Consider the following 26,970-nt stretch of genomic DNA (forward strand, 5'->3'; position numbering starts at 1 on the left):
TTTTTTATATGCTTAGTTATTGTGGTGTCGTTTTCAATTCATTTTACGTACCAAATCCATTCTTTTTAGGTATTTTCCGTCAATAAATAGCCTTAAAACATTAGCACTACCAACATAGGTCATCTCAATTTTTTTATTTTGATTAAATAAAATTAATTTCCTATCTGTCAATTTATACTCAAACTCAGTATTCCCAAAATGTTTTCTCATTTCAGAACTTAATTTCAGTGTATTACCTGTAAATTCGAAAGGGACTTCACCAAAGTCAGTAGCACCTAAAAAAATTATGCTTTCAGGTGTGTATTCAGGTTGATTTTTACAACCTATAATTTCATATTCCCCTTCTAATGTTATTTTCCCATTTTGACAAGAAAAACAAAGAAGCAGAGTCATTGTCAGTAGTAATGTTAGTTTTTTAATCATAATCAAGAATTTTTTTATTAAATGCACCACAACAAATATGTTAAAGTATTGTAATACCAAAGTTTATTAGATAATTGGTGGAAAAGTGACCAAAAAATAGAAAAAAACTATTGGATAAAACACATTAAAGCATAAAGCAAACCTTATTAATTACTAAAAAAAGTTTTTAGAAAGAATCCAAAACTTTCCAAGACCAATTAGGTTGAAAAGTTTTGTTTTCTATCTTTTTTTTATTGGTAGTTTAAATCACCTTAAAAAATATACATTTTCTAAAATGTCTTCTATTCTACTATTATATCTTTTTTAGCATAATTGTCATGTTCGCTGGATTAACTATGAGTTCATATTGGCCAGTCTCTTCAATAACCCATTTATTATCTGGTTGAGCATTAGGCATTAACGACATTTCTATAGGTTCGGCATCAGGCACAAGTATGGTGCCATTTACTGGAGGCATTAAAGCTCTACCGTTCCAATCACCTTGCTGTGTATAAAGTTTGAATTCGCCTGCATCAAATTGTCCTGCAAATGTAAACTCTTCAGGGTTCTTAGGGTCCCAATTCATTTGCTTAGCATTTCCAATATCCCAGCCTATACCAGATATTGCCTGTCCAACCATATAAACATTTTCATAAGGCACATATCCAAAAACATAGGTTCCTTCATCAATATCCATGTAGAGGGAATGACGACCTACTTCCTCTACTTTAAAAACATTATCATCTGTTCTTGGATCTGTTTCGTTATAAACAATAGTATTTCCAGCAGCTGGATCATAAGAAGGTAACTCGTTACCTGGGCTTTCTATAACTTTGAACGACCCAACTGAAAAATCTCCAACAAAATTATATATTGTTCTCTCAGTTATTTCAGGAAAACTTATACCTAAACTGTAATCCCAGCTTCCACTTATAGCATCACCAACCATAAACAAGGGTAATGGTCCTGGGCTAAAACTTGTTGCCGAAAAACCAGCTGTAGCTATTTCTGGTTTTTGAAACTGCGCACTATTATCTACTCTTGCTATTATTTGTACTTCAAGGTTGGTGACAACATTTCCAGCACGTCCAAATTTTTTCAATAATAAAGAATTTAACTCACCTACGGTATAGGTTTTAGTCAAAACACCCGTTGGAATTTCTTCTTGCAAGGCTGTTTCTTCAGAAAAATTGTTACCTACAATATCCATGCGGAAAATATATTGCAAAGTAGTTTCAGCCCCTCTTTCATTACCTGGAGTCCAGGCAAATGTTATGGCTTCTGCATCATCATTACCAGCTGTCATAACAACATCTTCGCTAGACGGTGTTAAAGTCATCGGGTTTTCAAATACTGGATCTGTAAGCCACCCAATATTTTCAAGTCCGTTATCCTCACAAGAGGAAATAACGATACTCATTAGTATAAATGAAATTAGTTTATTTATGTTTTTCATTTTATTTAAGCTTATTTGTTTATTTATGTTTTAAAATCACATGCTACCAAAAAGGAGCTTGGATCAAGTTTGGATTTTTTACAATTTCAGACAAATGCACAGGAAACCAGTAAAAAGATTTTCTATATACTCTTTTTTGATAGGGCGTTCTTTGGTAAAAATCAGTACTGTTAGTACCATAGAAATTCATACCATAGAAATCTCTATCCAATGCTTGCTCTGCTTCTTTCCATCTTCTTAAATCGTCATAACGAATACCTTCGGTACAAAGCTCAACTCTGCGCTCCATATGTATTAGTTTTCTTATTTCTACTTGATCATTAAGTTCTACATGTATATTTTGAGCATCTGTTGCCCCTGTAGTATATGTTCTAACACCAGCTCTCTCCCTGATCTTGTTCAAATAAACCAAAATATCGGGATCGCCTGGATTCGATTCATTAAGCGCTTCTGCATAATTTAGATACACTTCCCCCAATCGATATACAATACCTGGACGTGGTGTAAAGTAACCATTTATTAAATCACGTGACGGATCTGTTTGCTTTCTTGACAAATAGCCGTTTTGAGGCGCATCATGTGTATTGTTATTATCTCTTCCACCATTAAAAAAATCAAGTTTTCTGGAATCCTTAGCATGCCACTGTCCATTAAAGTTAACCGATAGATAAAAACGTGGTTCACGATTACAATACATATTATAGGTACCGGCCAAAGTAACTTGTCCTTCATTTTGTCCTTCATTCCATTTTGTACCTCCATTTGAGGTCCAATAACCATCTTCACCAGAAAAACCATTTTCAACATAACCTGAACTTGGGTCGGTTATTGGTAACCCATTAGTTGTAAAAAAAGCATCTACTAAAGATTGCGTAACACCATAACCTCCAAATCCACCACTACCTCGGGGCGCTGTATGTCTATCAATTTCTACATACTCTACACTAGGTCTAGCAAACAATACTTCTGTATTTCCTTTGTTTGCTTCTGTTAAAAATAGATTTTGACAAGACATAAAAGGATCAATTTCACCTGCGTCATTCAACTCTACATATAATTTATGACCTACAGCTTCAGCACTTTGAATTAAATCTTTACTAGCATCTGCAGCTATCTTCCATTTATTAGGATCATAGGTCGTACTAAATAAATTTATTCCTTCCTTATCAACATGATTTGAATATTCTGGATTACCATTAACTAATGGACTCGCAGCAAAGAGTAACATTCTAGCTCTTACTGCTTTACACATAATAGAGGTAGCACGACCGTATTTTCTACCATTATCATAAGATGCTGGCAAAATTTCAGAAACATCATCCAATTCTTTCTCAACCCAAGATACAACTTCATCATAAGGCGTTTGTCCAACCAATAAATCTGAAAGGTTGTAGTCAACAGGCGTAATTTCTTCAGGATTAAAAGGAATTGGACCATAAGTATTAAGCAATAACGAGTAATAATATGCTCTCAAAAAACGGGCTTCACCAATCATCAATTTTACATCTTCCTGTGTCAAATTTTGATCAGGTATTGGATATATGGTATTCATAAGGATGTTACACTCTCTAATTTTTTGAGGCAATAGTGACCAATAACTTGGGCTCCAGTTTGTATCTGTTGACCAGTTACCAAGAGCTATTGGTATCATTTCCCAACCATAATTACGCCATCTTTCCGATGGAGTCATATCATCTGCTAAAACTTCCCAACCTAAATGACGTTGGTATCCCCAAACAGGGTCTGGAATCATAGAATAGCAACCAGCTAACCACTGCTCTGCTTTAGCCTTACTACTAAAAACACCATCCAAAGTAAGTTCGGTATCGCTCTCTTTATCTAAATAATCAGAGCATGAATAAAAGAATAATGTCATTCCTAAAAAAAGAAAGACTGTCTTAATATATGATTTTTTCATTTTTATTTTTTTTAAATTATAAACTTATATCTAAACCAAAAAGAATTGATTTCGTTGACGGGTATCTCAATCCCGTTCTTGTATCTAATTCCGGATCCCAAAGTTTGAATTTTGAAATGTAAAACAAATTATTTCCGCTTACATACATTCTCAACCCTCCTAATTTAATCTTTTCAGCAGCCGATTTTGTTAATGAATACCCTATTTCAAGAGATTTTAAACGAACAAAACTCATGTCTTTTTTCCACCAAGTAGAAGAAACATTATTATTAGTATTAGTTGTATAAGTTAATCTAGGCCAAAAAACATCTTGACTTGGATTTGATTCTGTCCAGCGATCATTATAATTAGAGTAAATATTACCTAAAGTACCAGATCCACTTCCAGGAATAAAACGATTAGCATCCTCTCCACCTTGACCTATAACTTCATATGTTTTTGCTATTCCCTGAAAGAAAAAACTCAAATCAAATTGTTTGTATTTAGACGTACTACCAAAACCAAAAATAATTTGAGGATCTCTTGTTCCTCCTATAAATCCTTCGTCTAAAGCATTTATGACACCATCTTCATTTTTATCTTGATATTTAATATCTCCAGGACGAACTGCCACACTACTTAACTGTGGTGTAGGTAAGTCTGAATTGAGCAAACCAGTATTAGGATCAAAGTCAGATTCACTATATAGACCCAATGCTGTTTGTCCCCACAATGTGTTATTTTGAATGCCTACGCCAGATTTATAAGGATACTGCTCTCTAACACCTGCAGGCTCATCTCTTTCTATTATTTCATTTTTTACATAAGTAAAGTTTCCACGCCAACTCATGTAAAAATTAGGAGTTATTTGCTTTCTAAGATTCAATGAAACCTCCACCCCTTTATTATTCATTTTTCCGAAATTGGCAAAAGGTGTGTTAATAAAACCTGCCTGAGTAGGAACTGTATTTCTTCTAATAAAGATATCCGATCTTTTTTCTGAAAATACATCTACTATTAAGTCAACCATGTTCCATAAACCTAATTCTAGACCTATATCAGTTTTTGCAACTTTTTCCCAAGTCAATCCAGCGACTCCAACTTCTCCTTCTTGAATACCTTCAATATAGTTACCTACCCCAGTACCCCAATTATAACCTGATGAATTACCATTTATGGTTGTTTGATAGGCAAATCTCCTATCACTTCCAATGTTATCATTCCCTACTAAACCGTATGAAGCACGTAATTTAAGTTTATTAACAACATCTCTATAAGGCTCCATAAACTTTTCTTCGCTTGCAATCCAACCTAAAGCAACAGATGGAAAAAATCCAAAACGTTTTCCCTTTTCAAAATTTTCAGAACCATTATAACCAAAGTTAAACTCTCCTATATATTTTTTATCAAAACCATAAGAAATTCTTCCTGCCAATCCTTGATGCCTGTATGGCTGTACGCCTCCATTATCATAACTATTTTGATTATATAACAACAAGCCGTTAAAGTCATGTTTACCAAAAACACGTTTATAAGTTGTACTCGCCTCTAAATAAATACGTTTATCTCCAAACCCTGCACTATTACTTAGTCCAAGAAACTCTTGACCATATTGTTGAATATCATGAATTAAATTCCCTTCAACATCTCTAGCAAGTGCAACGTTATAATAGTCTGGACTTTTACTACGAGTAACTCTATTTTCAGAATAATTATCAAACGAATACACTAATTTCCCTTTTAAACCTGGCGTAATAAGATTACTAAAGTCTTGTTCTAACGCCACAAAACTTTCTATTTTACTATTTCCTTGTCTGTAATACCCTTGTTGAGTTGAAATAGCCCATGGGTTTGGTCGTGCAGGCACTTTAGGAATGGTACCATCTGAATAAATGGCTGGATGCACATATGGAGTCGTTTCGAAAGCAGTATTAAACAAATTATCAGTACTACTGTCTCCCTTTTGAAGTTGTTGTAAAAACCCTCCAATATTAACCCTTAGTAGAGTCGTTTTAGATAAGTTAATATCTACGTTTGTACGAACAGTAACTCTGTTCAAACGTGTTTCTGAGTTATACGATTGATTTGGATCTGAATCGAGAATTCCTCTTTCATTGTAATAAGAAGTAGTCAATGCATATCTTAAAACATCTGAACCACCTGCTACATTTAAGCTAGTTCTTGTAGTAGATGCGTAGTCCTTGGTAATTGCATCTATCCAATTTATATCTGGATACAAATCTAAATCGTACTTGTTTTCTGTTTTTGTAATGCGATCTTCACTAAATGGATGCGGAATGCCCGAATCAGCAGCCAATTCGTTTATTAAGTTCATATATGGAACAGCACTAATAAAATTTGGTAATTTTGTAGGTTCTTGAATAGCATGTTCTGTTCTAATTTGTATGACTGGTTTTCCAACAAAACCTCTTTTAGTATTGACTAAGATGACACCATTTGCGCCTCTTACTCCGTACACTGCACTTGCGGCTGCATCTTTCAGAACAGAAAAAGATTCAATGGATGCTGGGTCAACATCGTTTAAGTTTCTTTCAATACCATCTACCAAAACCAAGGGGTTGGTCCCGCCTGCGAAAGTAGAAATACCACGAATTTTAATATCTGAAGCATCATATCCCGGCTCACCGGATCTCTGTACGGCAATGACACCTGTAATCTGTCCACCAAGGTTATTCCCTATTGTTCTAGCAGTACCTACTTGTACTAAACTAGGCTTTATAGTACTTATGGCTCCTACAACTGACTCCTTTTTTTGGGTACCATACCCAACAATTACAACTTCATCAAGGTCAGCAGCATTTTCACTTAATAAAACATTTATTATGCTTTTTCCGTTGACTTCAATTTCCTTAGTTGAATAACCCAGATATGTTATTATTAAAACTGCGTTTTTATCTGAAACAGTAATTGAAAAGTTACCATCAAAATCGGACTGTGTTCCATTTGATGTTCCTTTTTCTAAAATACTGGCACCAGGTAACGGCTGTCCATTGATGTCTTCAATTGTCCCTGTTATGGTATGCTCCTGCTTTTGTAATGGCGTATTCCCTATGTTATCTATAGGGGCTTTATCTTCCTTTTTTAGAACAATTTGTTTCTCATAAATTTCAATCTTGATATTGGAATTTGCAAACAGCCTTTCTAAAATAGATGAAACTTTTTCATTTTTAGCTTTTATGGTAACTACTTTTGTGTAATCTATCTCGTGATCAAAATAGAAAAATTTAAATTCTGTAAGGGATTCTATTTTGTTTAAAACGTTTTCTACACTTACATTTTCAAGATTTAGAGTAATCTTTTTTCTTTGGGCATAAGACTCATTAGCTTGAATTTGAAACAAAGTAACTATAAATAAAAAGGTGGTTAGTTTCATTTTTAAGTCAAATTTTAGTGGAAAAGAAGGCAGCTTCTTTAACTTAAGAACTTTTTTCATATTTTTGTTTAGAATGTTGTGGTTAATACTTATTTTAATCACTATTAATTTATAATCGGAAAATGTTGTCGCATTTTCCGGTTTTTTTATGGGGTAATAAAAGAGCGTAACAAACCAACCTGTTATAATAGAAGCAAGTTAATTCATATGACTACCAAGGTCTTATCACCTTATTTATCAATAATGATTTTTGATTTTACTGCTGAAGAACTTATCTTGAATTTAATTTTTTCAAGAATTCCAGCGATGGATGGTGTTTCTATTTCATCATAGGCAAATGGTTGTTTAGTTTTGTTTAGTTTAGTTTATTGTTATTTGGTTATTATTAATTGAATATTTTATATTATAACTGGTATTTAAGGTTTCTAGCACTTCTTGAATAGTTTCAATATCAAAACTTGCTGTAAGAAATTTTTCACCTAATTCCTTATTGCTATTATTAATAACAACATTATAGTGACGCTCTAGCTTTTTTATAACATTTTTAAAAGGCATGTGTCTGAAAACAATTCTACCGTCAATCCACGCTATATGCATTTCTATATCAGCTTTATCAATAGTAATTTGATTATTGGCTTTCTGCAATACAGCCATAAACCCCGGCTTTAGTTTGGTTGCCGTTTCAGTATTGTAAGTATCATCTTTTGGATAAATATTTACTGAACCTTCTACCAGTACTGTATTAATCTGATTATCTTCATGATAAGAAGATATATTAAATTCTGTGCCTAAAACCCTAACGTTAATCTCGTTTGCGTTTACTAAAAATGGGTGACCTGTATCTTTAGTTACTGAAAAATAAGCTTCCCCTTCTAACAAATAAACTTGTCGATTTTTTCCTTTAATAAACTTTACAGGGTATTTTAAAGAAGTACCTGAATTTAAGTGTACAGTTGTACCATCAGACAAACGAATTTCAAATCGTTTTCCATAGGGTACCTTTAAAGTATTGTACACTAAAGTTTCTGTTTTTGATTCATTAGAATACACTAATTGGTTACCTGTTTGTTTACCAATAACATTTTTATCAGCATCAACTAACTCTAATTCCGCATCTTCATTAATGATTTGTATATTTCCGTTTTCTAACTGTAGTATGACATTTTCTGAATCTAGGACCAGTGCAGGCTCATGGTTAACTCCCCCCTTATAATATGAAAATCCTAATGCTAGAGAAATTAGCAAAGTGATTGAGGCTGCAATATTTAGCCAATTATAACCCTTCTTGATCTTTATTTTATAATTGACTTTTTTGTGTATCGCTTTTTTAACCTCTTTTTTATGTGCCTCATTGGCAAACACAGTTTCTCTATTTCTTGATAAAAGATTATTTTCAAACTCATCAAAGAGCTTCTTTTCTTTATCAGACAACTTATTTTGTTTTTGTTTTTCTAATAAGTTTTTGAATTGCTGTTCATTCATAATATTGTTATCTACTTATAGATACCAAAAGTCACCTTGAACTCACATAATTATTTCGTATTTAACAATTTTTATTGCTTTTTTTATAGATATTGACAATAAATTAAGGATCTAAATAAAAAAAAGGACTAATTTAAATGTCTTTTTTAAATTTTTATTTACTGCTTTTAGTGCAATGGAAATTTGATTTTCAACAGTACGCTTAGATATTCCCAGACGCTCTGCTATCTCACTATTAGGTATTCCCTCTAATCTACTTAAGGTGAATATTTCCTTACACCTTAATGGTAAATTTTTTATTGAGTCATTTACAAGAAAAAGGGTGTCTTCTAAATTATAATGTTCTTCAATTTTTGAATTTATTGGAAGTTCATTAATAACAGCTAACTGAACATTATTATATTTAGAATCCCTTAAGTGATTATATATTTTATAGCGAACTGCTTGATATAAATAGGCCCTAATATGTTTGTTTTCAATGTTGTGTCTTCTATTCCAGTAATCAATCCATATTTCCTGGACGATATCTTTTGCTTTACTTTCATCCATTATGATAGATTGTGCAAAAACAAATAACTGCTCCCATAATAAATTGAACAACTTATTAAAAGCTCTTTTATCAGATTCTCGTACTTTACCAGCTAAATCTTCAATTTGTTTTATTTCGGGCTTAATCACCATTGTGGCAGCAAATTAACTAAAAATATTTTAAAAGAGTTTTTTTTAATGGACTATCTCTAATTCAGTAATCACCAAATTAATATTTAGCTCTATTTTAAATAGGGGAAAACTCATTTTATTTTGAATCCTCTTCCCATATAGGCAAATACAGGCTGTATCCCATACAAAATTTACTTAATTTGTAAGTACATTCGTTACATTTAATTTTTTGTAGAAGATATATAACACCCCAATTTGGTAAAAATACAGCAATTAAGGTTTATTATAAAAGCTTTTCTTTGAAATCAATTAAAACGAGCACATGATTTCTATTTTAAAATAAAATTTTGAACCATTATAAGTCCACTTGATTTCAAATCTGAAAACAAAATATTAAATTTTGTTAAATCGAGATCCCTTTCGGGTACCTACAAAATCTGTTGCTTTTGGAAGTCTTATGAATATTGGACTTACTATATTTGACTAGAAATGAAGAAGGCATTGTTAATCTGCTTCACACAGTACTAAAACTCTCTTTCCTTAGGCTATCTACGTGCTTCTGGATGAGAATTAAGGAGTTTTTCCATTTTCTTAACTAACTGAGGGTTATCCCCTGCAATGTTTTTTGTTTCCAAAAAATCATTTTTATAATCATACAATTCATAAACAGTTTTTAAATTGGAATTTTCTTTTTTGCTCCATCTAACCATTCTGTATTGTGCTGTTCTTATAGCTTCGCCTAAATACCCCTCTTTTTGGTAAGCATGGTAGGCATGATTTTTAATTCTTTCTCTTCCATTTTTTAAAACAGGCATTAAACTCATACCGTCAATAGGTTGAGACACATTTGGCTTTGGCAAGCCTGCAAGGTCTGCAAGTGTTGGATAAATATCAACGGTTTCAATAAGGTGCTGTGTTGAACTTCCTGGTTTGGTTACTCCTGGGGCCACGATTAAAATGGGTATATGATTGGCCTGTTCATAATTTGTATGTTTAGTCCATGTGCCATGATCTCCCAAATGCCATCCGTGATCGCCCCATAAAACGATGATCGTGTTTTTATCCATTTTAAGTCTTTTCAGCTCATTAATTACACGCCCCAATTGAGCATCCATATAACTCATACTAGCATAATACCCATGGATTAATTTTTGTTTTAAATCGGCATCATAAATACCGCTTTCATTTTCGGGAATAGGTTTAAACTGTGAGATTTCACCCCTACGTTTTCCCGCAAAACCTGGTGCATTTTCAGGAAAACCTTCAAATTCTGGCATAGGTAACTTATCTGGGCTATATAAATCCCAGTACTTCTTTGGAGCGCAAAAGGGCAAATGCGGACGCGCAAATCCTACCGCCATAAAGAAAGGCTTCTCCTTGTTCTTTCTTAGTTGCCTTAACCTATCTATAGCATGAGCTGCCACCCGTCCATCGGCATAAGCCTCATCCAGTACATCAGGACTTTCCCATGCTGCCCCACGGGGAAGCGCTTTGTTTCTTGGAAGATCTTCTATAAACATATGTGAATTCTCGAAATAGGCTTCTTCACGTGTTAATTTTCCATTGGTACTCTCAGGAAGCAGATATTCTATAACTTTTTCTTTATGGTGTGGAATACTCCAAGAAGCTTCGTCATTGGTATTACCATGACCTATGTGAAATACTTTTCCCATAGATTCAACATGATAGCCAGCATTTTTAAAGTACTGAGGCATTGTAACTGCATCTGGATATACATCTCTAAACTGAGTCCCAAAATTATAGATCCCTGTACTTGTTGAACGTGCACCCAACATGAGGTTATACCTAGAAGCCATACAAACGGCTTGGTTACAATATGCCATATCAAAACGCATTCCCTGACTTGCCAAATTATCTATATTTGGGCTTACTGCAACATCATCTCCATAGCTTCCTAAAGTTGGCTTAAGATCGTCAACCAATAACAATAAAACATTTGGACGTTTGTTTTGCCCATTCAATGGCAAGGATAATACGACCCCTAAAATCAATAACGCTAATAACTTTTTCTTCATGTGTTGGATTTTAATTTTCCATAAATCATACTTAGGCCTTAATCTGTCCCTAATTTACTAAGTCTAGCTAAAATGAGATGGTAGTTAATATAGTATTATAACCGTTGTGCATTATGATTTAAAAGAAAAAAATTGTTCATCTTACTGATAATCAGTAAATTGTTTAATCGCAAAACATTAACAATGAACAACTTGAGTGCAAATTACGAAAGAATATCGGAAATGTTAAAAAAATATCAAAAGAAAACCCATCAAGCTATCAAAGGCGGCAACCAAAGTAGAGTGATTTAGAATTTGCCATTTATAATAATCAAATACCGGTATGGCAATGTCAATAATTGTCATATCATAAATCAGTACCGCTTAATTGCCTATAAAAATTAATATATTGGGGATTCTGAGGATTCATTTCCAATAACCTTGCGGCCATATTTTTCGCCTTCTCTATATCTTTATGCTTTGAATATAAATATGCCAGCGTGTATAACAAACTTTCATTTCGATGGTCTATTTTTAAACCATTAACCAATGCTTTTTCTGCCTCTTTAAAATTATTCATTTTATCATATAACAAACTTAAATTATAGTAGCACCTCATATTTTGAGGCATGTATAATATGGCTTTTTTGAGGTTCTCAATAGCATCTTCGGTTCTATTTAATTCTGCTAGCAATAAAGCATAAGAGTAATAGGTTGGACCATATTCCGGTTCTTGTTCAATAATCGTTTTAAAAGCCTCTTCGGCTTCTGCATACTGTTGGTTCGTATAATAAAGATTGGCTAAATTGATTCTCACATTATTATTGATATTGTCTATAGCCAAAGCACTTTCATAACCTTGAATAGCCTTTTGCAGATCGCCTTTTTTAAAAAAATGATTGGCACGTTTTACACGTCCACCAACAAAATCGGCATTGATATTCAAATAAGCTTCAAACTCTCTTTTAACGTTATGATAAGCATCTTTGTATTCTGTAGGGATTTGAAGTTCGTCCAAAGCACTTATAGCGAAAAAAGCCTTCACTCTAACCGATCGTTTATTATCCTTTAATAAAGGCAAAAAGTAGTTCACATAATCGCTCGCGTTAATTTCACTCAACACATCAATGGAAGCCCCTTTAACTAATGAAGATTCATCATTTAAAAAACTTAAAAGAGTATCCATAGACTCCGAAGTTAAATAATTACTCATAGCTCTTACCGCCGAAGCTCTTGCTATTTCAGGGTATATAGTGTCTTTGGCCAGTGTTTGTAAAGCAGTCATTCCATTTTCTGCTCCAGTGAGCCCTGGGGCTAATAGCTCTGAAAAATGTTTATAATCGGGGACACCATATTGGGCTTTAAAATTTTCCCAAGCCCAATCGTCACTTTTATCCTTATGGCATTGAGTACATGCATTTGGCACATCATATTTAAGGCTTAAATCTGGGCGTGGAATTCTAAAACTATGATCGCGCCTAAAATCATTACCCATATAATATTTCCCTGACATATGGCAATTAATACATTGTGCTCCTTCCGAACCTGAATTATGAAAGTGATGTTTTGGTGTATCGTAAACCTCTGGAACATGACATTGAGCACACAAATTATTGCCTTTAAATTTAAGTTCAAGAGAATGTGCATCATGACAATTTGTACAGGTGACATCATTGTGATACATCTTACTTTGTACAAACGACCCATACACATAATCCTCATCCAAAATTTGACCATCAGGATGGTAGATGCCTTCAGTAATTAATTGCGGGTAATAATGGTCGAGCACAGTCCCTTCGAAGTTGTAATTTCCAGAAAACTGTTCCCTTCTCATGTGGCATCTAGCACATTGATCAACCAATTCCTTTGGAGGTGTATCCAAAGTCATTTTCATTTTCCCGGAATTTCTGTAAGCGTCCCCTAGCCTATTAACATCGGTTACATGATCTTTCCCTGGGCCATGACAGGCTTCGCAACTCACATTAATTATTGAAAACTTAGTATCGTAGCTATGTGTTGCTTCGTTGTAATTTTCCCTTACGTTGGTCGAATGGCAATCAGAACACATATTGTTCCAATTTAATCCGCCTCGTGACCAATGCAACCATTCGGAATGTACTACTTTAAAGTCTGGATATAAGTCAAACCATTTATTCTTTTCAGAATCCCAAGCAGTTCTTAAACACTGGTAATGCCCATTAGGAAATTTAACTATGTACTGTTGTAGTGGTGTTATTCCAAAAGTGTATTCAATTTTATAATCGTGTTTTTTTCCATCTGGTCCTTCAGTATTAACATAGTACTCCCCGTCTTTTTTAAAGAATTTTGATATAACGCCCTGACTTTTAAATGTGGTATTAAAGTTCGCCAAAACCGTAGAGTCAGAAACTGTTTGCATCGCTTTATCATGGTGAGACCCTTCCCATGATTTAAACTGGTCCGCATGGCATTTTTTACAAACTGCATCACCTAAAAAATGCGCATCCGGAATTTCATTGGCAGATATAAAAGCAGTATCATTATGGTCAATATACCCAGCCTTTAATTTTTCCTTACACGAAAAAGTGATTATTATATAAGTTAATAACAGACCAATCGCCTTAGGACTGATGTTTTCCATATTTTATATTTCTTATTGCACAAAAAGTGTTTCACACTTTTGAAGCAGGTATAGGGGTTCCAAAAGTAAACAAAAAATGGGCCATCCTTTTTTGTCTATATAGTAAGCCCATTCGATCTTATCTGCGAACCCCTTAAAACAGCGAATAAATCTGAATTGATAAATTCCTTATTTTTATATACCACCAAATCTAATAATTTAAGCACATTAATTCAAACGGTTAAACTACTAAATTGGTACAGGTCTAGGCATTATATTATTGCTGAACCGATGGGCCCATTGTCTATTTTTAAATGATTCTTTAAATGGCAGGGCCTTGAAAAAATAAGATTTAGGAATCCAGGATACAAAACTGGAAAGTGATTGGACGATTCGTAAATTGATCATTATCCAAATGATGCCACCATTGAAGATTCCACAAATTTATCATGCTGGTTTTGCTTAAAAAGAAAATAGAAAACAAAGTGTGAACTAATAAATAGTTATACCAATAAAAAAGCCTGAACAGTGGTATTACTGTTCAGGCTCAAATAATTTTAACTCTAAATAATTTATACAGCCTACTTAATTAGCACTTGTTAGGTGTTATTTTTAATTAACTTACTTTTTGCTTCTCCTTCATTTTTTCCAACAACATAAGCTCATGTTTAATTTCTTCGCTTCGCTTATTATACTTTCGAAACTTCTCATCGCGCTCTTCTTGATTTTTAATCTTTTCTTGACGTCTTAATTCTTCTTTACGAGCTTCTCTTTTCTTCTCTTTGTTAAACTTTATTTTCTCCATAGCTACAGATAAGTATGAGTAACCATACATACTTAAAAACAATAATGCAACTATACCTAATATTACGTAACCGTTTTCCATTTTTTTTAAATAAACAATAAAACCTTATAAAATAGTTGAAACCTTAAAAAAAAGCTATTTTTCTTAATGAAACATCAAAATCTTATATAAATATAAATAAAATGGTTCCTCTCTTAAAAATAAAAAAGGTAAAGTACTCAAAAAGTAGTTGAATGATCTAATAATACCAAATGAATTTTAAAATGACAGGTAATAAATTTGAATTATATTTTCTTTAGATGTGATAAAAAACATATGCATAGCCTAGTTATGGTTATGCTTTTTTATTGAAATTTAATGGAAATAGTAATCGAAGATTCATGAACACCTATTTTTAAAATAAATGATGGTGAGCTAAACAAATTATAGGGGTTGTTTTGAGTCATAATTGGTATTAGATACCTTTTAATGAAGCTTTATTTCAAACCCTTCTTTTTCCCATCTTGTAATGCCTCCTCTCAAATCGTATATTTCCGTAAAGCCAGCGTTAAGTAATTTTCTACCACTTTTTGCACTACGCCCTCCCGATTTACAGTACAAAATAACAGGTTTCGTTTTGTCTAATTTTTCGATATCTGAATCGAAAGTAGCAGAAAACAAATCTATATTCTGTGCCCCCTCTATATGACCGCCTTTAAACTCTTTAGGAGTTCTAACATCTATAAGCAGCATGGCGTTTTCAATTAAAAGTGCTTGTACCTCTTTGGGAGAAACGGTTTTTACCACGCCTTTAGACGGAGCCTGTTTGCAACAAATCATGCCTAAGTTAAAAACGGAGCATAAAAGCAGTATGAATCGCTTCATCTATGTACTATTAACTTAAATCGACTAAATCACCTTCCCACTCCAAAATACCTCCTTCAAGATTATAAGCATTCTCAAATCCCAACTCATCCATGATAGCACATGCCTGTCCACTTCTATTACCAGAACGGCAGTAAACATAATAATTTTTACTTTTGTCCAAGGCTTCTATTTCTGAAATAAACGCTTGTCCTTGGTATATATCAATGTGTATGGCATTAGGTATAATCCCATCAGCAACTTCTGCATCAGTCCTTACATCTAATACTACGGCATTACTATCATCTGCCAATTGTGACGCCCATTCTTCTTGTGTTAAATCTTCCATTTTTTGTATAATATAATGTGTGTATACAAAATTAATACATCTAAAACTATAGACGAAAAAAAATCCGAAATATTACACTTCAGATTTTTATATAAACATCTTCTTTTTAACGTATTTAAACTTTTTGTATCATGCTTTAATCGCGCAACCAATAGCCTTGGTTTCTGTTTGTTTAACTTCCTTTCCTGCTAAAAGAGCGTCAACAGCATGCTCTACATACTTCGTCTTTACCGCTGAAGCATCTTTATAATTATCATCTATGGCTCCAATGTATTTTACAACATTACCGCCATCTGCTTTTTGTAATAAAAATACATGTGGTGTTTTTGTAGCGCCATATTTAGGATATACTTTTTGTTCTTTATCGATTAAATAAGGAAAAGTAAACCCTTTACTTTTTGCTCGAGTTTTCATAGCTTCCATATTATCCCCTGGTTTAGCATCCGTATTGTTTGGCATAATAGCTATTACCGGATAACCTTTAGAAGCGTACTTTTCATTTAAAGCCATAATTCTATCTTCATACATAACGGCATATGGACAGGTGTTACAAGTAAATATCACAATAAACCCCTTTGCATCTTTATAATCTGATAACGACACCATTTTACCATCTATATTTTTAAGCGAAAAGTCTTCTGCAACATCACCAATTTTATATCCGTCCTTTATAGTATTTTTTTCATGCATCGCAAAAGCACTAACAAAAAGCGCTATGAATGCTACTAAAATTATTCGAACTGTTTTTTTCATAGGTTTATTTTTATTGTTTTAGAGGTCATATGGAACGCCTTGATAATCATCATCGTGTGCGAAAGCAATTCTCTTGGGCGTTTCATTTATTTAAAATTTGTAATTAATTTTTCAGCTAACGTTCTGGTTATACCTTTTGTCTCGGTTGTTCTAAACGTTTGTCCGTCATATGCCCATTGTGGGCTTTCATTATATTTAATTTAAAAAATGTTTAACTTCTGCTTCTAAACCCTCATAAGTAAATGATTTTTCAAAAAATTTTTTGCTATCATTTTTATATATAATAGTTGCCGGTATAGATCCCGACCAATCTTTATTTACTTTTGGTATCCATGAATTCATATCCACATCATCCAAGGCGATTACTTTAGATTTTAATTTTCTTTTTTTTATAAACGGCTTTAGTTTGGATTCATATAAATGCGGAAAATCTAAACTTACCAGAATAACCTCGACATTTTTATCTCTATATTGTGAATTTAATTTCTCAAAATACGGCAGCTCTTTCACACAAGGTGCGCACCATGTAGCCCAAAAATTAATGACATAAATTTTATCATCTTTCTTATTCAAAAATTTTTCAAAGCCGTTATAATTGTAAACCTCTAATACAACATCGCTCGAATTCATTTTATCGTTAACTTCATGCTTAGTCATGTCGTGGTTATCTGCAACCCTTTTTTTCTCATGCTTGCAACCTGTTATTATCAATATTGCAACAATTAATAGTTTTAATTTCATAACTTTAAATTTAATTAATACTTTGATGTCTATATTATAGTTTAACAAACTTTTATATAAAAAATGTTTTAAACTATTGCGTATTTATATTTTCATTTCTATATTTGAACCAACAAAAAAGTAAAAATGTATCAAATTTTAAATAATACTTGGTGGTGGAGCTTCAGAAACTTATGTTCGTGAAGGAAACCTAGTATATTTAAAACTTAAAATATCAAAAAAGGCTTGTCATTCACGACAAGCCTTTTTTAATGCTTATTTTTGGTCATTTCCGCGAAGGCGAAAATCGTATTAAATGGAAAAATGAATGTCTAGTGAAAAAATATATTATATCTATATCATGTCGAATAAAAAAAATGGCATTGAAGTGGTTTAAACTTTTTTGATTGAAGCGAAAAATAGTGATTTTATTCCCAAATGAATGCTTTTTTGCACTGCATAGCATCGCTACGGAGTAATAAAAAGATAAAATATGGGGATAAAAGGACATTTTGCAGCCAATTATAAAAAGTTTAAACCACTTCATTATATACATTGGTATGTCTGGAAATTTAAAAAATAGAATTTATCAACATAGAAATAAATATAGTAAAGGCTTCACAAGTAAATATGGATTAGACAAACTCGTTTACTATGAAAAATTCAAATTACCGAGTGATGCTATTAAAAGAGAAAAACAGATAAAAAAATGGCATAGAGACTGGAAGATTAATTTAATTAATGATTTTAATCCAGATTGGAACGATTTAAGTTTTTTTTTAATGAACTCATTTAGACTTTTTGGATTTAAGCGAAAATTAGAAGTTTTTGGCTCTGTTGAAGACTTTTTTGAGTTGCATAGCAGAGCTACGGAAGAAAAAAAAGACAAAAGCAGAGTTGAAAACAGCCATTTTTTAGCAAATTGAAAAAGCCTAAATGAGTTCAATAACAAAACTGATTAATAAAATTTCCGCCTTCGCGGAAAAGACATAGAATTATTTATGACAAAATATAACTTATACACACACTACAAAAAAATACTGGCAGACACCATCACGCCTGTAAGTATATACCTTAAAATTAGAGACAAGTACCCTAATAGTATATTACTTGAGAGTAGTGACTATCATGCTAACGATAACAGTTTTTCCTATATCTGTTTTAATCCAATAGCTTCAATTAAAGTTGAAAATGATCTTATTAGTCAAACGTTTCCAGACGGAAGTTCATTAGAGAGCAAAATAACAGATCGTATGAATGTCTCTGAAGAAATACATCAATTCACAAAACGATTTGAGATTAATTCAGATACCGATTTTAAATTTATAAACAATGGTATTTTTGGTTATTTAGCCTATGATGCCGTACGTTATTTTGAAGACATTAAAATATCCAAAAAAGATAATTCAATAAATATTCCAGATGCTTATTATGCGGTTTATCAGAACATCATTGCTATAAATCATTATAAAAATGAAGCCTATATTTTTGCACATTGCCATAATACGGAAAGTAATATTGATGAAATAGACCATTTAATAAAAGTTAAAAACTTTGCATCATATAGTTTCTATTCAAAAGGAGATATCACATCTAATTTAACAGATGATGAATATAAAACACATGTGGAATTGGCAAAAAAACACTGCGCACGAGGTGATGTATTTCAATTAGTATTATCTAAAAACTTTGCACAAGAATTTAAAGGTGATGAGTTTAATGTATATCGAGCATTAAGAAGCATAAACCCATCTCCGTACCTATTCTATTTTGATTACGGAAACTTTAAGATTTTTGGAAGTTCGCCAGAAGCCCAACTTATTGTAAGTGATAATAAAGCTGAGATTCATCCCATCGCCGGAACATTTAAAAGGACTGGAAACGATTCCCAAGATGCCGAATTAGCAAAACAGTTGGTAAAGGACGATAAAGAAAATGCAGAACATGTCATGTTAGTGGACCTAGCTAGAAATGATTTAAGCCGACATGGTAGCCATGTTACCGTCGATACTTATAGAGAAGTTCAGTTTTTCTCACACGTTATTCATCTCGTAAGCAAAGTTACTGGTGAGAAACATAAAGGCACCTCCACTATGCAAGTAGTTGCAGATACATTTCCCGCAGGGACGTTAAGTGGTGCGCCAAAACATAGAGCGATGCAACTCATTGAACAATACGAAAAAACGAGTCGTTCTTTTTATGGCGGAGCCATTGGTTTTATGGACTTTGAAGGTAATTTTAATCATGCTATTATGATTAGAACCTTTTTAAGTAAAAACCACAAATTACATTGGCAAGCTGGAGCAGGGTTAGTTTCAAAATCTAATTCAGAAAACGAATTACAAGAAGTGTATAACAAATTAGGAGCATTAACGAAGGCTATTAAGTTGGCTGAGGAGATATGAGGAGTTGGAAGCTGGAAAGTTGAAAAGAATTTTGAACAGAGAAAACAATTTAACAAAAAGTCAAGTCCCAAGTTCCGACACAGTCGGGAGCATCAATTTGCAGAAATAATGAGCGAAGGAATGTAGATGCAAAGCGAAGCTTTAAGCACGAAATTCCGAAAGCGAATGTTCCACAGGAATTTCCTCAGATTGATTTGATTTTTTGGTTCGTTTTGTATCAAAAAAAAATGAACAAATAGAAAAAATATGAGCATAAAAGTATTAGTTATAGATAATTACGACAGTTTTACATACAATTTAGTTCACTATCTAGAAGATTTAAACTGTGAGGTTACCGTTGTGAGAAATGATAAATTGGTTTTAGATGATGTAGAGCCTTTCGATAAGATTGTATTATCACCAGGACCCGGTATTCCAGAAGAGGCGGGTTTATTAAAACCAATCATTAAAAGATTCGCTCCTACTAAAAGCATTTTAGGCGTTTGTTTAGGGCAGCAAGCTATTGGTGAAGTATTTGGCGGTTCGTTAATTAACCTTGACGAGGTATATCATGGGGTTGCTACGCATGTAACCATTAGTGTTGATGATGAGCCCATTTTTAAAGGTTTAGATAAAAACATAGAAGTAGGGCGTTACCATTCCTGGGTTGTCAACCCCAATTTACCAGATAGTTTGGAAGCCACTTCGTTTGATGAAAACGGACAAGTCATGTCGCTACGCCATAAAGTTTATGATGTAAAAGGCGTACAATACCACCCCGAATCGGTATTAACACCAGATGGTAAAAAAATATTAGAGAACTGGTTAAACAGTTAGCAGTATACAGTGGCAGTAAGCAGTGCTTACTCAGTTGTAAAAAAACGATCATTAAAAATTAAACAATGTATTGAATACATTTTTAGGGAACGTACCAGAAGGCACTTGGAGAAAGCGAACGGTGCTTTAGCAATTTCCTGATTTTGATATGATTTTTTGGCTTGATTTATCCCGAGTGCAGTCGAAGGGTTTTGTATCAAAATGAAGTAAAGCAAAATAGAAGTAAAGCAAAATAGAAGTAAAATTAAAAAGGTTCCTGCCTACTCAGGAAAGCAATGCTTGCTTAAACGAAACATATATTAATTAAAACAATTCTCTCCCTTTAGGAGAGATGTCGCAAAGCGACAGAGAGTGCTATGAAAAACTTATTAAACAGACTTATAAACCACGAAAGCATCTCGAGTGAAGAGGCAAAACAAGTATTGGTAAACATATCCAATGGGATGTACAACCAAAGTCAGATTGCTTCTTTCCTTACGGTCTTTATGATGCGAAGTATCACCCTGGAAGAGTTACGAGGTTTTAGGGACGCCTTGTTAGAGTTATGTATTGCCATAGATTTAAAAGACTTTAATGCTATTGATTTATGTGGTACTGGTGGCGATGGAAAAGACACCTTTAACATTTCAACCCTTTCATCATTTGTAGCGGCTGGAGCTGGTATTAAAGTCTCTAAACATGGTAATTATGGCGTGTCTTCTGCTTGTGGATCTTCAAACGTTATGGAATATTTAGGTATTAAGTTTTCAAATGATGAAGATTTCTTAAAACGATCTATCGACAAGGCTGGCATCTGTGTTTTACATGCCCCTTTATTCCATCCAGCCATGAAAAATGTAGCACCTATTCGTCGTGAATTGGGAGTCAAAACATTTTTTAATATGCTGGGGCCTATGGTAAATCCGTCATTTCCTAAAAACCAAATGGTAGGGGTCTTTAATTTGGAATTGTTACGCTTATACGGCTATTTATATCAAAATACAGACAAAAATTATAGTATTGTTCATGCTTTAGATGGTTATGATGAAATTTCTTTGACTGGAAACACAAAAGTCATTTCCAATAATTCAGAAACTATGTTTTCACCAGAGGATTTAGGGATATCGGCCATCACCCAAGAATCTATTTTTGGAGGAAATACTGTAGAAGATGCTGCCAAAATATTTATGAATGTCATTCAAGGAAAAGGAACCGAACCCCAAAATAATGTGGTTTGTGCCAATGCCGGATTAGCCATCGCTACCACAAAACAGATTAGCCATAAAGAAGGGTTTGAGCAAGCAAAAGAGTCGCTGCTATCGGGAAAAGCTAAGGCGAGTTTAGATACATTAATAGAAATGAGTAAAAAATAGTTTGCAGTATATCGAAATTGAAGCCGAAGCCGAAGCCGAAACTGAAATTGAAGTTGAAGTTGAAGTTGAAACCGAACACTGAAATCGAAATTGAAATCGAAATTGAAATTGAAACCGAAACTGAACACTGAACACCGAACACCGAACACTGAAAAATGACCATATTAGATAAAATAGTAAAAGATAAACGTGAAGAAGTTGTACTTCGTAAAGGTCTTATTCCGGTAAGGCAGTTAGAACAATCCGTTTTATTTGAAAGAGAAACCATCTCTCTCTCAAACAATTTACGACATAGCGAATCGGGAATTATTGCAGAACACAAAAGGCGTTCGCCATCAAAATCTGTAATAAATCAAAGTTTAAACGTTCAAGATGTAGCAAAAGGCTATGAAGATGCTGGTGTTTGTGGTATGTCGGTCTTAACCGATGGTAAATATTTTGGAGGCTCTTTAGATGATTTATTAATAGCCAGAGCCAGTTGCAATTTACCATTACTCCGTAAAGAGTTTATCGTAGACGAATATCAATTATTAGAAGCCAAAGCATATGGAGCCGATGTTATTTTATTAATAGCAGCTATTTTGACCAGAGAAGAAATAAAGCAATTTTCGGAATTTGCAAAACGCTTGAATTTAGACGTTTTATTAGAAGTTCATAACGAAGAAGAGCTTCATAAATCCGTTATGCCCTCATTAGATATGTTAGGGGTGAATAACAGAAATTTAAAAACGTTTGAGGTTAGCTTAGAAACCAGTAAAACATTAAGTGCCCTTATTCCAAATGATTTTGTAAAAGTTTCAGAAAGTGGCATTAGTCATATTGAAGCCATTAAAACATTAAAACCTTATGGCTATCAAGGCTTTTTAATAGGGGAAAACTTTATGAAAACGGATAATGCCGGAGAAAGTGCCAAACAATTTATAAAAAACCTTCTCTAGCTCCTCCAAAGGAGGAGAATACTTACCCAAATGAAAGATGACATAAAAAACATATCGCACACAAACAAAGCTCCCGCTCCTTCGGGGAGGGCTGGGGTGAGGCTAAAAGTTTGCGGCATGAAATATAAAGATAACATGAGTCAAGTTGCAGATTTGCAACCGGACTATCTCGGGTTTATTTTTTATAAAAAATCTGCAAGACATTTTAACAGTAGCATTCCAGAATTACCAGAACCTGTTAAAAAAGTAGGCGTTTTTGTAGATGAAAATTTAGAAGACGTTATCGAACAAATAAATACACATCAACTTCAGGCGGTTCAATTGCACGGGAAAGAATCGCCAGAATATTGTAAAGATTTAGCTCGAATAGTCACAGATTCAGCCATTAATTTTGTAGAAATAATCAAAGTATTCTCAATCAAAGACGAATTCAATTTTGAAGTTTTAAAACCTTATGAAGACGTTTGCGATTACTTTTTATTCGATACCAAAGGAAAATTACCAGGAGGCAATGGTTACACTTTCGATTGGAGCCTATTAAATAATTATTCATCAACCAAACCTTTTTTTTTAAGTGGCGGCATTGGTTTGGATCAAATTGAGGACATTAAAAAATTCATACAGAGTAAAGCTTCAAAATATTGTTATGCATTGGACGTAAATAGCCAATTTGAAATAGAACCCGGGTTAAAGAATATTGAAAAATTAAAAAAGTTTAAACAAAACTTGTTATCCATGCTTATGCACTAAATGGAGTTGAAGTGTAAAGTGGAATCGATTATAAATGAAATAAAATCAAACAGATTCCTGCCTTCGCAGGAATGATAAAATTATGAATTACAACGTAAACGAAAAAGGGTATTATGGTGAATTTGGAGGGGCGTACATTCCAGAAATGCTATATCCTAATGTAGAAGAGTTACGCCAAAACTATCTTAAAGTAATGGCAGATCCTAGCTTTCAAAAAGAATTCGATCAACTTTTAAAAGATTATGTGGGACGTCCTTCCCCGCTCTATTTTGCAAAACGCCTTTCAGAAAAATACAACACCAAAATTTATTTAAAACGTGAGGATTTAAACCATACGGGAGCTCATAAAATAAATAATACCATTGGTCAAATACTCATGGCCAAGCGCTTAGGCAAACATCGTATTATTGCCGAAACTGGTGCTGGGCAGCATGGTGTTGCAACGGCTACCGTTTGTGCTTTAATGGGCTTGGAGTGCATTGTTTATATGGGCGAAATCGATATTAAAAGACAAGCACCAAACGTTGCCAGAATGAAAATGTTAGGAGCTACCGTGGTACCCGCTCTTTCTGGAAGCCGTACTTTAAAAGATGCCACCAACGAAGCCATTCGAGATTGGATAAACAATCCCGTAGACACCCATTATATTATAGGTTCTGCTATCGGCCCACATCCCTATCCGGATATGGTAACCAAATTTCAATCGGTTATTTCAGAAGAGATCAAATGGCAATTAAAAGAACATGAAGGCAGGGAAAATCCCGATTATGTAGTTGCTTGTATTGGAGGCGGAAGTAATGCAGCCGGAACGTATTATCACTATTTACATGAAGACGATGTTAATATTATTGCTGTAGAAGCTGCCGGTTTAGGAGTTGATTCTGGTGAAAGTGCTGCAACATCTGTTTTAGGAAAAGAAGGGATTATACATGGTTGTAAAACCCTGTTAATGCAAACAAACGATGGTCAAATAACCGAGCCCTACTCTATTTCGGCAGGTTTAGATTATCCTGGTGTTGGGCCTATGCATGCCCACTTGTGTAAAACAGGGCGCGCAGAATTTATGGCAATCACAGATGATGAAGCCATGAAATCCGGATTAGAATTATGTAAATTAGAAGGTATCATTCCCGCCATAGAAAGCTCTCATGCACTAGCTATTTTCGAACAAAAAACATTTAAGCCCGACGATGTCGTTGTAGTAAGTCTATCTGGTCGGGGTGATAAAGACTTGAATACATACATAAATTATTTTAATTTATGATTTTTTGTATTTCCGTGAAGACGGAAATCTTATCATCTAACTATGGATATTCATTATGTTTACATATTAACCAATAAAAATCATACGGTTTTATACGTAGGCAGATCAAAACAATTAAAACAACGTTTAGCACAGCATAAAAATAATAGTTTAAAAAGTTTTACGGGAAAATACAATGTAAACAAGTTGATTTATTTTGAGACAACCAAATATGTAAATAATTCTATAAAACGAGAACGACAAATAAAAAAATGGCATCGAGAATGGAAAATCAATCTAATAAATAGTTTAAACCCTAATTGGAAAGATCTTTCGGAATATATTTAAAATTTAAAAGATTCCCTCCTCCGAGGGAATGAAAAAATTCATTTGTAATGAACAGAATAAACCAAAAACTACAAGAAGACAAGAAGTTACTTTCAATATACTTCACAGCAGGTTATCCAAATATTAATGACACCGTTTCCATCATTCAGGATTTAGAAAAAAATGGTGTTGACATGATCGAAATTGGCTTACCTTTTAGTGACCCCTTGGCAGATGGGCCAACCATTCAAGCAAGTTCCACACAAGCTTTAAAAAACGGTATGACCACCGAAGTCCTGTTCGGTCAATTAAAAGGTATAAGACAATCCGTTGACATTCCTTTAATCATTATGGGCTATTTCAATCCAATATTTCAATATGGTGTTGAAACTTTTTGTAAAAAATGCCAGGAAATCGGTATTGATGGCTTAATAATCCCCGATCTGCCTGTAGATGTATATCATGAAAAATACCAAGCCATTTTTGAGAACTATGGCTTAATAAATGTGTTTTTAATAACACCGCAGACCAGCGATGAACGTATTCGTTATATAGACTCCATTTCAAATGGCTTTATTTATATGGTTAGCAGTGCCAGTACAACGGGGGCCAAAGTTGGTTTTGGGGACCAACAAACCCAATACTTTGAACGCATTGGGAATATGAATCTTAACAATCCTCAAATTGTTGGGTTTGGCATTAGTAACAACCAAACCTTTACACAGGCAACACAATACGCTAAAGGAGCGATTATTGGTAGTGCTTTTGTAAAATATGTTACAAACGAAGGGGTAGGCTCTATTAAGAAGTTTATAACTGGAATTAAAAATTAAGTTTCAATTAATAAGATTCCTGCCTACGCAGGAATGAAGAAATATGCCTTTAAACATCGTTTTAATAGAACCCGAAATACCTAATAACACTGGCAATATAGGTCGGTTGGCATTAGCATCAGGTTCTCATTTACACTTGGTAAAACCTTTTGGCTTCGAGATTGATGATACGCGATTAAAAAGAGCCGGACTTGACTATTGGCAGCATCTATCGGTGACTTATTATGATAACACAGATGATTTCTTCTTAAAAAACAAAAATGAAAAAATGGTTTTTCTTTCTAGTCATGGAACTAAAAACCATTGGGATATTCCTTTTGAAGACCATCTATTTTTAATCTTTGGAAAAGAATCCGTTGGTCTGCCAAAACCTCTTATTAAAGCTAACCAAAATAAACTCTTTAAGATTCCTTTGTACAGTGAACAGGTTAGAAGTTTGAATATCGCTAATGCGGTTAGTATTGTGGTTTATGAGGGGATTAGGCAATTACAGTGATCAGCCTTGTTTCTATTCACTTTTCTTTTTCACGACTCCTCAACATATTCATTATATCGCTTTAACTTTTTCTCTGCTTCAAGGTGCTCTTAGATGTATCATCATTTTCAAATAGAGCACATATAGCTAAATCAATATAAAATAACATGAATCTTCAGAGTAAAAAACCGAATTTCTTCGTTAAAAATACTCGCCGTAACTAGGCTCAATGTCATTAAGTTAAGGCCGTAATGTCAGTCTGAGCCTTTCGGCTCCGCTCAAGACAGGCTAAAGTCGAAGACCTATTGGAGTTCTAGTTTTTATTAGCATTTCGTATCCTATGACTTTAGCAAATTTTTTATCATAAATTTTCTCTATTGTCTTAAGCGGCATATCCCATTGTATCAACATATGGTACCCCTCTGTTCACTACAGCAAAAACCCTTGCCAATAGTT

23 protein-coding genes are annotated in these 26,970 nt (G+C 33.6%); 10 read left to right on the top strand and 13 right to left on the bottom strand.

Annotated elements, in window-relative coordinates; translation table 11 throughout:
- Positions 1-33: 33 nt before the first annotated feature.
- From PQO00_RS05195 to PQO00_RS05255, 13 genes are all read right to left on the bottom strand, one after another.
- The gene (locus tag PQO00_RS05195; protein ID WP_274183762.1) at positions 34-423 is read right to left on the bottom strand and encodes a hypothetical protein; all 390 of its coding nucleotides are present in this window, start codon (positions 421-423) and stop codon (positions 34-36) included.
- A gap of 292 nt (positions 424-715) precedes the next feature.
- A complete protein-coding gene (locus PQO00_RS05200) occupies positions 716-1,858 on the bottom strand; it encodes a SusF/SusE family outer membrane protein (RefSeq protein WP_274183763.1) in 1,143 nt (380 codons plus the stop codon).
- A 43-nt stretch (positions 1,859-1,901) separates the two neighbouring features.
- Positions 1,902-3,776: a RagB/SusD family nutrient uptake outer membrane protein gene (locus PQO00_RS05205; protein WP_274183764.1), complete on the bottom strand. Its 1,875-nt coding sequence runs from the start codon at positions 3,774-3,776 to the stop codon at positions 1,902-1,904.
- A gap of 16 nt (positions 3,777-3,792) precedes the next feature.
- Positions 3,793-7,149: a TonB-dependent receptor gene (locus PQO00_RS05210; RefSeq protein ID WP_274183765.1), complete on the bottom strand. Its 3,357-nt coding sequence runs from the start codon at positions 7,147-7,149 to the stop codon at positions 3,793-3,795.
- A 360-nt stretch (positions 7,150-7,509) separates the two neighbouring features.
- Positions 7,510-8,631 (bottom strand): FecR family protein, encoded by a 1,122-nt coding sequence (locus tag PQO00_RS05215; protein WP_274183766.1) that lies wholly within the window; start codon positions 8,629-8,631, stop codon positions 7,510-7,512.
- A gap of 111 nt (positions 8,632-8,742) precedes the next feature.
- On the bottom strand, positions 8,743-9,312 hold the full coding sequence (locus PQO00_RS05220) for an RNA polymerase sigma factor (RefSeq protein WP_274183767.1): 570 nt from the start codon (positions 9,310-9,312) through the stop codon (positions 8,743-8,745).
- A 524-nt stretch (positions 9,313-9,836) separates the two neighbouring features.
- Positions 9,837-11,327, bottom strand: a complete 1,491-nt coding sequence (locus PQO00_RS05225; RefSeq protein ID WP_274183768.1) for a sulfatase — start codon at positions 11,325-11,327, stop codon at positions 9,837-9,839.
- Between the two features lie 346 nt (positions 11,328-11,673).
- Entirely contained in the window at positions 11,674-13,926 is a 2,253-nt protein-coding gene (locus PQO00_RS05230; RefSeq protein ID WP_274183769.1) for a tetratricopeptide repeat protein, read from the bottom strand.
- Between the two features lie 595 nt (positions 13,927-14,521).
- Complete coding sequence (locus PQO00_RS05235) at positions 14,522-14,791, bottom strand: hypothetical protein (protein WP_274183770.1); 270 nt, start codon at positions 14,789-14,791, stop codon at positions 14,522-14,524.
- Positions 14,792-15,175: 384 nt separating this feature from the next.
- A complete protein-coding gene (locus PQO00_RS05240) occupies positions 15,176-15,574 on the bottom strand; it encodes a rhodanese-like domain-containing protein (RefSeq protein ID WP_274183771.1) in 399 nt (132 codons plus the stop codon).
- Positions 15,575-15,584: 10 nt separating this feature from the next.
- Positions 15,585-15,902, bottom strand: coding sequence for a rhodanese-like domain-containing protein (locus PQO00_RS05245; RefSeq protein WP_274183772.1), 318 nt, complete (start codon positions 15,900-15,902; stop codon positions 15,585-15,587).
- Between the two features lie 129 nt (positions 15,903-16,031).
- Entirely contained in the window at positions 16,032-16,655 is a 624-nt protein-coding gene (locus tag PQO00_RS05250; RefSeq protein ID WP_274183773.1) for a thioredoxin family protein, read from the bottom strand.
- Between the two features lie 195 nt (positions 16,656-16,850).
- Positions 16,851-17,396 (bottom strand): TlpA disulfide reductase family protein, encoded by a 546-nt coding sequence (locus PQO00_RS05255; RefSeq protein WP_274183774.1) that lies wholly within the window; start codon positions 17,394-17,396, stop codon positions 16,851-16,853.
- Between the two features lie 491 nt (positions 17,397-17,887).
- Here PQO00_RS05255 and PQO00_RS20315 point away from each other — a divergent pair, with 491 nt between their 5' ends.
- The 10 genes from PQO00_RS20315 to PQO00_RS05305 all read left to right on the top strand — a co-directional run bounded on the left by PQO00_RS20315 (position 17,888) and on the right by PQO00_RS05305 (position 26,535).
- On the top strand, positions 17,888-18,301 hold the full coding sequence (locus PQO00_RS20315) for a GIY-YIG nuclease family protein (RefSeq protein ID WP_337992825.1): 414 nt from the start codon (positions 17,888-17,890) through the stop codon (positions 18,299-18,301).
- A 75-nt stretch (positions 18,302-18,376) separates the two neighbouring features.
- Complete coding sequence (locus tag PQO00_RS05265; protein ID WP_274183775.1) at positions 18,377-19,780, top strand: anthranilate synthase component I family protein; 1,404 nt, start codon at positions 18,377-18,379, stop codon at positions 19,778-19,780.
- A 246-nt stretch (positions 19,781-20,026) separates the two neighbouring features.
- Positions 20,027-20,596, top strand: a complete 570-nt coding sequence (locus PQO00_RS05270) for an aminodeoxychorismate/anthranilate synthase component II (protein WP_274183776.1) — start codon at positions 20,027-20,029, stop codon at positions 20,594-20,596.
- Positions 20,597-20,952: 356 nt separating this feature from the next.
- Complete coding sequence (gene trpD / locus PQO00_RS05275; RefSeq protein WP_274183777.1) at positions 20,953-21,948, top strand: anthranilate phosphoribosyltransferase; 996 nt, start codon at positions 20,953-20,955, stop codon at positions 21,946-21,948.
- A gap of 155 nt (positions 21,949-22,103) precedes the next feature.
- Positions 22,104-22,886, top strand: coding sequence for an indole-3-glycerol phosphate synthase TrpC (gene trpC, locus PQO00_RS05280; RefSeq protein WP_274183778.1), 783 nt, complete (start codon positions 22,104-22,106; stop codon positions 22,884-22,886).
- Positions 22,887-23,003: 117 nt separating this feature from the next.
- A complete protein-coding gene (locus PQO00_RS05285; RefSeq protein WP_274183779.1) occupies positions 23,004-23,636 on the top strand; it encodes a phosphoribosylanthranilate isomerase in 633 nt (210 codons plus the stop codon).
- A gap of 82 nt (positions 23,637-23,718) precedes the next feature.
- Complete coding sequence (gene trpB / locus PQO00_RS05290) at positions 23,719-24,900, top strand: tryptophan synthase subunit beta (RefSeq protein WP_274183780.1); 1,182 nt, start codon at positions 23,719-23,721, stop codon at positions 24,898-24,900.
- Between the two features lie 42 nt (positions 24,901-24,942).
- Positions 24,943-25,227, top strand: coding sequence for a GIY-YIG nuclease family protein (locus tag PQO00_RS05295; RefSeq protein ID WP_274183781.1), 285 nt, complete (start codon positions 24,943-24,945; stop codon positions 25,225-25,227).
- 47 nt (positions 25,228-25,274) lie between these two features.
- Positions 25,275-26,039: a tryptophan synthase subunit alpha gene (gene trpA, locus PQO00_RS05300; RefSeq protein ID WP_274183782.1), complete on the top strand. Its 765-nt coding sequence runs from the start codon at positions 25,275-25,277 to the stop codon at positions 26,037-26,039.
- 43 nt (positions 26,040-26,082) lie between these two features.
- Entirely contained in the window at positions 26,083-26,535 is a 453-nt protein-coding gene (locus PQO00_RS05305; protein ID WP_274183783.1) for a tRNA (cytidine(34)-2'-O)-methyltransferase, read from the top strand.
- Positions 26,536-26,970: the final 435 nt, after the last annotated feature.

This window comes from Flavivirga sp. 57AJ16 (assembly GCF_028736925.1).
Classification (GTDB): Bacteria; Bacteroidota; Bacteroidia; order Flavobacteriales; family Flavobacteriaceae; genus Flavivirga.

Coding starts and splice junctions, on each gene's coding strand:
- trpB (WP_274183780.1), top strand. CDS start 23,719: ATGAATTACAACGTAAACGAAAAAGGGTATTATGGTGAATTTGGAGGG.
- PQO00_RS05305 (WP_274183783.1), top strand. CDS start 26,083: ATGCCTTTAAACATCGTTTTAATAGAACCCGAAATACCTAATAACACT.
- PQO00_RS05215 (WP_274183766.1), bottom strand. CDS start 8,631: ATGAATGAACAGCAATTCAAAAACTTATTAGAAAAACAAAAACAAAAT.
- PQO00_RS05255 (WP_274183774.1), bottom strand. CDS start 17,396: ATGAAATTAAAACTATTAATTGTTGCAATATTGATAATAACAGGTTGC.
- PQO00_RS05205 (WP_274183764.1), bottom strand. CDS start 3,776: ATGAAAAAATCATATATTAAGACAGTCTTTCTTTTTTTAGGAATGACA.
- PQO00_RS05225 (WP_274183768.1), bottom strand. CDS start 11,327: ATGAAGAAAAAGTTATTAGCGTTATTGATTTTAGGGGTCGTATTATCC.
- PQO00_RS05200 (WP_274183763.1), bottom strand. CDS start 1,858: ATGAAAAACATAAATAAACTAATTTCATTTATACTAATGAGTATCGTT.
- PQO00_RS05230 (WP_274183769.1), bottom strand. CDS start 13,926: ATGGAAAACATCAGTCCTAAGGCGATTGGTCTGTTATTAACTTATATA.
- PQO00_RS05240 (WP_274183771.1), bottom strand. CDS start 15,574: ATGAAGCGATTCATACTGCTTTTATGCTCCGTTTTTAACTTAGGCATG.
- PQO00_RS05270 (WP_274183776.1), top strand. CDS start 20,027: ATGAGCATAAAAGTATTAGTTATAGATAATTACGACAGTTTTACATAC.
- PQO00_RS05195 (WP_274183762.1), bottom strand. CDS start 423: ATGATTAAAAAACTAACATTACTACTGACAATGACTCTGCTTCTTTGT.
- PQO00_RS05250 (WP_274183773.1), bottom strand. CDS start 16,655: ATGAAAAAAACAGTTCGAATAATTTTAGTAGCATTCATAGCGCTTTTT.
- PQO00_RS05245 (WP_274183772.1), bottom strand. CDS start 15,902: ATGGAAGATTTAACACAAGAAGAATGGGCGTCACAATTGGCAGATGAT.
- trpD (WP_274183777.1), top strand. CDS start 20,953: ATGAAAAACTTATTAAACAGACTTATAAACCACGAAAGCATCTCGAGT.
- PQO00_RS05285 (WP_274183779.1), top strand. CDS start 23,004: ATGAAATATAAAGATAACATGAGTCAAGTTGCAGATTTGCAACCGGAC.
- PQO00_RS05235 (WP_274183770.1), bottom strand. CDS start 14,791: ATGGAAAACGGTTACGTAATATTAGGTATAGTTGCATTATTGTTTTTA.
- PQO00_RS05295 (WP_274183781.1), top strand. CDS start 24,943: ATGGATATTCATTATGTTTACATATTAACCAATAAAAATCATACGGTT.
- trpC (WP_274183778.1), top strand. CDS start 22,104: ATGACCATATTAGATAAAATAGTAAAAGATAAACGTGAAGAAGTTGTA.
- trpA (WP_274183782.1), top strand. CDS start 25,275: ATGAACAGAATAAACCAAAAACTACAAGAAGACAAGAAGTTACTTTCA.
- PQO00_RS05210 (WP_274183765.1), bottom strand. CDS start 7,149: ATGAAACTAACCACCTTTTTATTTATAGTTACTTTGTTTCAAATTCAA.
- PQO00_RS05220 (WP_274183767.1), bottom strand. CDS start 9,312: ATGGTGATTAAGCCCGAAATAAAACAAATTGAAGATTTAGCTGGTAAA.
- PQO00_RS05265 (WP_274183775.1), top strand. CDS start 18,377: ATGACAAAATATAACTTATACACACACTACAAAAAAATACTGGCAGAC.